The sequence below is a fragment of the Polaribacter sp. genome, assembly GCF_965660385.1.
In the GTDB taxonomy this organism is placed as follows: domain Bacteria; phylum Bacteroidota; class Bacteroidia; order Flavobacteriales; family Flavobacteriaceae; genus Polaribacter.
Genome location: NZ_CBFHZT010000086.1, coordinates 337 through 6,732 on the forward strand (window position 1 = coordinate 337; position 6,396 = coordinate 6,732).

Sequence of the window (6,396 nt, forward strand, 5' to 3'; positions counted from 1 at the left end):
GAGAATGTTCCGCCTGCTGGAGTACCAGTTAACGTTTTTGTTTCATTTTCTGTAATTGATGCATTTGCTGTTGTATTATCTGCAACATCACAACTAACACAAACAATAACCTCCACAGCATCTATTTCATAATCAGTTGTACTAGAATTTCCTTTATCAAAAGCAAGATATCTAAAATTAGAATTTGCAGTAACAGTTGTAGTTGTAAAACTTCCTGTAGTCGCAGTTTGAGGTGATGTAGGATGATTCGTAAAACCTGAATTTGCCGAAGTTGATTCTGATAAATCAATTATAGCGGTTCCGTTTTCACCACTTCTTTTTCGCCAAGTAATATTGTATTCTGTTCCAGAGGGGAAAACCTGGCCAAAGTCTAAAACTAATTGATCATCATTACTATGGATATTAGCTACACTACCATCAGGTGCCCCTTCAGCATTGTATTCATTATCTACACCATTTTCGCTTTGAAATTCAGCATAAGTACTTGTACAACTTAATCCTGAATCAGGAACAGTAACTGTATAATCTGTAAAGCAACCATCTATATTTGTAAATACTCTTACAATATAAGTTCCTCCATTTTGAGGTGCATTTGAAAGTATTGTAGTTGGTAAGGTATTAGGTATTTGCGTTGCAGTGGCAATAGTTGTAGCACCATTGTAGTTGCCAGCATTTAAGGAACTGATTCCATAATATTGCGCTCCAGAAACCGAATTTATTTTTATTTGACCATTATTACTTGATGTAGGAGTAATTGTAGTTGTTGTAATTGAAGGAGGTATTGGACAACAATTAGAAGATGTATTTGTGTTCAATAATACCTCTGGTTGTCTACTACTATTTTCAGGAATTAACCAAATTGCATCAGCAGCTTGTAATGTGCCGTTATTAACCCATTGTATTAAATTGTTTACAGAATAACTGTTTCCATTTGCTGCTGTCCAAGTATAATTATAATTACTAGTATTTAAATTATCAGTGTAATGCCAGATTGTAACAGCAATGGCTTTATAAAAATCTGAAAATAATGATGATGGTGCTGAACTTGGAGCATAATTTACATGATGCATTACAGAAACCGTTCTACGAACTTTATCTATAATTTGTGCATTAGTTAAATTACCATTGTTAAAGTTTATGTCAGCTGATGGAGTTAATGTTGTATTAAAAATGTCATTTTCTTTAGGAGCTTCATCAGGTAATCTCAAACAAAAAGATGGTAAACCACTATTATTTATTGTAGATCTTGAAATACCCCAAGAGCTATCTTCTGTAATAATGAGTGAACTTTCTGGAGAACAAATACTTGTGTTATTGGATGAAGCGTAAGATTTTAAACTTGTAAAAAGATCAATGTTGCTTTTTGTTTTTGTTTTTGCATTTGCACCAAAATTTTGTCTTATACTTATTTTACCATTGCTATCATCAGCAGTGATATTTTGACTTTGGGCTTGAAAATGAATTAAGCTAAAAAAAGCAACTACAATAAATGTAGTTAATTTTTGTACATTTAATTTTTGTACTAAAGTACAAAAGTAAAATGCTAGGGTTTGGATATGTTTGATTTTTTTCATGACTTGAAAAATGTTGTAGTTAGACTTGAACTTATATTTTTTTAAAGTGAATAATTGATACTTTTAAAAAATTAATTAATTCAAAATCTAATGTAAATGCAATGAATAAAGTGTTGATTTTCTAATAACTGAAAATGTTAGTAGATGTACTATGTTAAGGTGTGAATTTTTATTCATTTGCAAAGTTTTAATTAGGGTTAACAACTTTAAACTATATCAAAATTATAATATTTTGATTTTAGGGGTGATTTTTTTCGATTAATAACAGTTTTCTTTCGATTAACTGTGTAAAAGCTAACCAATTAAATTAGAGAAATTTAAATAAAATAACTCACTGATTTAAGCGCACAAATTTAATTAATTATCTTAAGATAATAGTCTAAAATACAATCAATTGAGCTTTTATTTAGTAAAATAAGATTAAAACACTATTAATCAGTGGTTTGTGATTTTATTTTTTTATTTGATTTTTAGGTTCAAAACCTAAATATTAATTAATTTTTAAGCTTATTTGTTTTTTTTATAAAATATAGACCTGAAAAAGTAACTAAACCGTTAACAATCAGTAAAGCAAAACCAAAATTAAAACTGAAATAATTGATGCAAAATATATGTAAGAAATAAGTTGTTATTGGTGATGAAACACAAATTAATGGCACCCATTTGTCTTTTAACTTAAGTTTTGTAAATAATCCAAAAGCGTATAAACCTAATAAAGGTCCGTAAGTGTAATTTGCAAACGTAAATATCTTTGCAATAACACTTTCATCAGCAATAAAATATTTAAAAATTAAAATAGTGGCAATTAGTATCAATGAAAATAAAATATGAATTTTCTTTCTGGTTTTTTCTTGATTTTCTTCATTTTTCTTTTTGTTAATTTCTAAAATATCAATGCTAAAAGAGGTTGTTAATGAGGTTAGTGCTGAATCTGCACTTGAATATGCAGCAGCAATTAAACCTAGTAAAAAGAAAATAGCTGTTGCCAAACCTAAGCTACCTTTGGTTGCAATAACAGGAAATAGTTCGTCTTTATTTGCATCAATTCCATTTTTCTGTGCGTAATCTGTAAGCAAAACACCTAATGCTAAAAAGAAAAAGTTTACAATTACTAATACAAAAGTAAACCAAAACATGTTTTTTTGTGCATCCTTTAAGTTTCTACAAGTAAGATTTTTTTGCATCATGTCTTGATCTAACCCTGTCATCACAATTGCTACAAAAGCACCTGCTAAAAATCGTTTCCAGAAATAATCTCCAGATTTCCAATCATCAAAAAAAAAGGTTTTAGAGAGTTTGCTATCTGCTATATAAGAAAATAGATTGTTTATTTGCATCTCGTCAGAAATAGTGTAAATACACACTCCCACAGCAATTAACATAAACAAGGTTTGCAAAGTGTCTGTCCAAACTATTGTTTTAATTCCGCCTTTAAAGGTGTATAACCAAATCAATAAAATTGTAATGCTTACTGTAATCCAAAACGGAATTCCATAGGCATCAAATAATAATAATTGCAACACATTTGCCACTAAGAATAATCGAAAAGCAGCACCAATGGTTCTAGATAACAAGAAAAATGATGCTCCAGTTTTGTAGGTGTAATCTCCAAATCGATCTTGTAAATAGGTGTATATAGAGGTTAAATTTAAGCGATAATAGAGGGGGAGCAGTACCAAGCCAATTACAGCATAACCTAAAACATAACCAAGCACCATTTGCATATAGCTCATACTTTGAGACTCTACCCAGCCAGGAACAGAAATAAATGTAACTCCAGAAAGTGAAGCGCCAATCATACCAAAAGCTACCAAGTACCAAGGTGATGAATTGTTTGCTTTAAAAAAAGTAGTATTGTTTGCGGTTTTTCCTGTGAAATAAGAAATTAAAATTAACACAGAAAAATAACCAATAATTAAAAGTAAAATATGGATTGGTTGCATAAATAATTACGAATTATGGAGTACGAATATATGTTTAAAAAAATTATTAGAAAACTCATAATTCAAAATTCATAATTCATAATTTTGCCTCATGGAATTTTCATCAAGAATTTTAGAAAACGCAGTAAATGAGGTATCACGTTTGCCAGGTATTGGAAAACGAACGGCTTTGCGTTTGGTGTTACATTTATTAAAACAACCTGCAGAGCATACCAAATACTTATCTGAAGCTTTATTACATTTAAGAAACGATGTTAAAAGTTGCGAAAAATGCCATAATATTTCTGATACTGTTTTGTGTGATATTTGCCAAAACCCAAAAAGAAACTCCGAAATTGTTTGTGTTGTAGAAGATATTAGAGATGTAATGGCTATTGAGAGTACCTCTCAATTTAATGGATTGTATCATGTTTTAGGAGGGAAAATATCACCAATTGAAGGTATTGGACCACAAAATTTAAAAATAGATGCGCTTATTAAAAAAGTAGCCAGTGGCGAAATTAAAGAGTTAATTTTTGCTTTAAGTTCAACTATGGAAGGTGATACCACTAACTTCTATATTTATAAGCAACTACAAGAATTTGAGATTACAACATCAACCATAGCAAGAGGTATTGCAGTTGGTGATGAATTAGAATTCGCAGATGAAGTTACCTTAGGAAGATCTATCATTAATAGAATACCTTTTGAACAGAGTATAAGAGGATAGCTTTAAAGAGAGTTGCTTTGATTGTAGCGTATTGATTATGATTTAAATAAGGATGTTCTATGATGTCGTAACCGCATTTTTTTTCTCAATTTAATACATTGTAACTTCTTTTGCAATAGAAATAAAAGGTTATTTAAAACTTTTGAAAAACTGATATAGTAGTAATATTAGTATTAGGGTCTGTTTCTGAGGTTGTAAATTTATTATTTCCATCAGAAAACAATAAATCAATAACCAATCTAGATCCACTAGCTCCGTTTATTCTGTATGATGAATTACCTAAATTAAACCAACTACTAATAATTTCAGAACCTTCTATACAAGTATTATTTTCTGTTCTAAAAAACTTTTGCCTTAATACACGGCTATCTTCAAAAATAAAAGTGGTTTGTTGTCTACATTGATCTGCAGTTTCTACACCATTTACTTTTTGAGAAATTAATTTCCAGTTTCCAATAACACTATCAAAAGTAACATCAGTAGTATCACTACTAGAACTACACGAACCAAAAATGCTTACAGCAATCAATAAAAATAGAATTTTCTTCATTGTTAAATCAAAAGTATTTCTCAAACAAAAGGAGTAGGTATTACTTAAACTTTAATAGTAAGTATAGGTTTCAATGCCTTTTTAGACAATGTTTTTGTAACGCTTGCTGCAAACAAATGCGACAATCCACTTCTACCATGTGTACTTAATGCAATTAAATCTGCATTAATATCTTTAGAAAAATTTAATATTCCTTTTTCAATAGAAGCGTCATTGTAAATGTTTATAGAATATTTGGGTAAATCAAACTCTTTGATAAATAGTTTTACTTTTTGAGTTGATTCTTGTGTGCTTTCAAAACGAGAAGGTGTATTCACTTTTAATAAATGAATTTCACTATTAAAGTGATTTGCAAAGGCTAAAAATTTTCTAAAAACTTCTTTTTTATCTTCATTTTTAAAGCTAGAAGCAAAAACTAAATTTCGCAATCTAAATTTTTTCTTGTCTTTTTTTACAACAAGCACAGGTGCTTTAGAGGTTCTTACTACTTTTTCAGTATTAGAGCCAATTAAAATTTCTTCAAAGTCAGAGTGTCCTTTAGAACCCATTATAATTAAATCAGCTTTTATTTTATCAGCATATTTTAAAATACCTTCATGTGGATGTTGAAAACGAATAGCATGCTGAACTTCTGTTTTTTTATGAAAAAAAAGTTTTTTAAATTCTAACATACGTTCTTTAACTTTTCGTAAATACAACATGCTCTCAGGAATGCTAAAATTTGTTCCAGCACCCATATCCATAATTCCAGTTGGTAACTCTATCATATGCAAAAGGTATACTTTACTTTTCGATTCTTTAGCAATTCTTGCTGCCATTTTAGAAGCAAATTCAGATTTTTCAGAAAAATCTATAGGTACAAGTATTTTTTTCATATTTAATGAATTTTAATTTATGTATTTAAAGTTACAAAAATAATTGGATATGATTCACTTTGTTAAGTGATAAACAATTTGTATATTTGCACCGATTTTAACAATAAATGGTAAATGAAGGGGACTTAAAGTCCCCTCTTTTTATACTCAAAATCAATATTTTTTTGATAATTTTATAGTTTTAAAAAATGAATCAAACCAAAGTAAAAGATTTAGTAGAAGAAGCTTTAGCGTTAAATGAATCGTTGTTCTTGATAGATTTGTCAATATCAGTAAACAACAAAATTCAAATTACTGTTGATGGTGATCATGGCGTTCCTTTAAGTGAATGCATAAGAATCAGTAGAAATGTAGAGCATAATTTAGATAGGGAAGAAGAAGATTTTTCTTTAGAAGTTACTACACCAGACATTTCACATCCTTTAAAGGAAAAAAGACAGTATAAGAAAAACATCAACAGAATATTAAAAGTAAAAACTGCTGATGAAGAGTTAGAAGGTACCTTAACAGAAGCCGATAACGAAAAAATAGTGCTCAATTGGAAAGCAAGAGAGCCAAAACCCATTGGCAAAGGAAAAGTTACTGTACAAAAAACAGCAACAATAGTATATAAAGATATTAAAGAAGCAAAAGTGAAGATTGTATTTTAAGTAAAGATGTAATGGAAAATATAGCATTAATTGATTCGTTTTCAGAATTTAAAGATATAAAAAGCATAGACAGAGTAACATTAATGTCTATTTTA

At 29.2% G+C, this 6,396-nt stretch carries 6 protein-coding genes; 2 read left to right on the forward strand and 4 right to left on the reverse strand.

The features are described from left to right. The coding region (locus tag ACTG3V_RS14615) for a hypothetical protein (protein ID WP_439132914.1) at positions 1–1,574 on the reverse strand (1,574 nt) is incomplete at its 3' end. A gap of 494 nt (positions 1,575–2,068) precedes the next feature. Continuing rightward, on the reverse strand, positions 2,069–3,517 hold the full coding sequence (locus ACTG3V_RS14620; protein WP_439132915.1) for a sodium:solute symporter: 1,449 nt from the start codon (positions 3,515–3,517) through the stop codon (positions 2,069–2,071). Between the two features lie 91 nt (positions 3,518–3,608). Here ACTG3V_RS14620 and recR point away from each other — a divergent pair, with 91 nt between their 5' ends. After that, complete coding sequence (gene recR / locus ACTG3V_RS14625) at positions 3,609–4,226, forward strand: recombination mediator RecR (RefSeq protein WP_439132916.1); 618 nt, start codon at positions 3,609–3,611, stop codon at positions 4,224–4,226. A gap of 133 nt (positions 4,227–4,359) precedes the next feature. Here recR and ACTG3V_RS14630 read toward each other — a convergent pair whose 3' ends face one another. Together ACTG3V_RS14630 and ACTG3V_RS14635 are read right to left on the reverse strand one after the other, a co-directional pair. After that, entirely contained in the window at positions 4,360–4,776 is a 417-nt protein-coding gene (locus ACTG3V_RS14630; protein WP_439132917.1) for a hypothetical protein, read from the reverse strand. 44 nt (positions 4,777–4,820) lie between these two features. Further along, entirely contained in the window at positions 4,821–5,651 is an 831-nt protein-coding gene (locus ACTG3V_RS14635) for a universal stress protein (RefSeq protein WP_439132918.1), read from the reverse strand. A 188-nt stretch (positions 5,652–5,839) separates the two neighbouring features. Between ACTG3V_RS14635 and rimP the strand changes: the two genes are divergently transcribed. Further along, positions 5,840–6,301, forward strand: a complete 462-nt coding sequence (gene rimP / locus ACTG3V_RS14640; protein ID WP_439132919.1) for a ribosome assembly cofactor RimP — start codon at positions 5,840–5,842, stop codon at positions 6,299–6,301. The last annotated feature ends 95 nt before the right edge of the window (positions 6,302–6,396 follow it).

What these genes read in the sequence shown, in the direction of transcription:
- ACTG3V_RS14630 (WP_439132917.1), bottom strand. Translation starts at nt 4,776, where the DNA reads ATGAAGAAAATTCTATTTTTATTGATTGCTGTAAGCATTTTTGGTTCG.
- ACTG3V_RS14635 (WP_439132918.1), bottom strand. Translation starts at nt 5,651, where the DNA reads ATGAAAAAAATACTTGTACCTATAGATTTTTCTGAAAAATCTGAATTT.
- ACTG3V_RS14620 (WP_439132915.1), bottom strand. Translation starts at nt 3,517, where the DNA reads ATGCAACCAATCCATATTTTACTTTTAATTATTGGTTATTTTTCTGTG.
- rimP (WP_439132919.1), top strand. Translation starts at nt 5,840, where the DNA reads ATGAATCAAACCAAAGTAAAAGATTTAGTAGAAGAAGCTTTAGCGTTA.
- recR (WP_439132916.1), top strand. Translation starts at nt 3,609, where the DNA reads ATGGAATTTTCATCAAGAATTTTAGAAAACGCAGTAAATGAGGTATCA.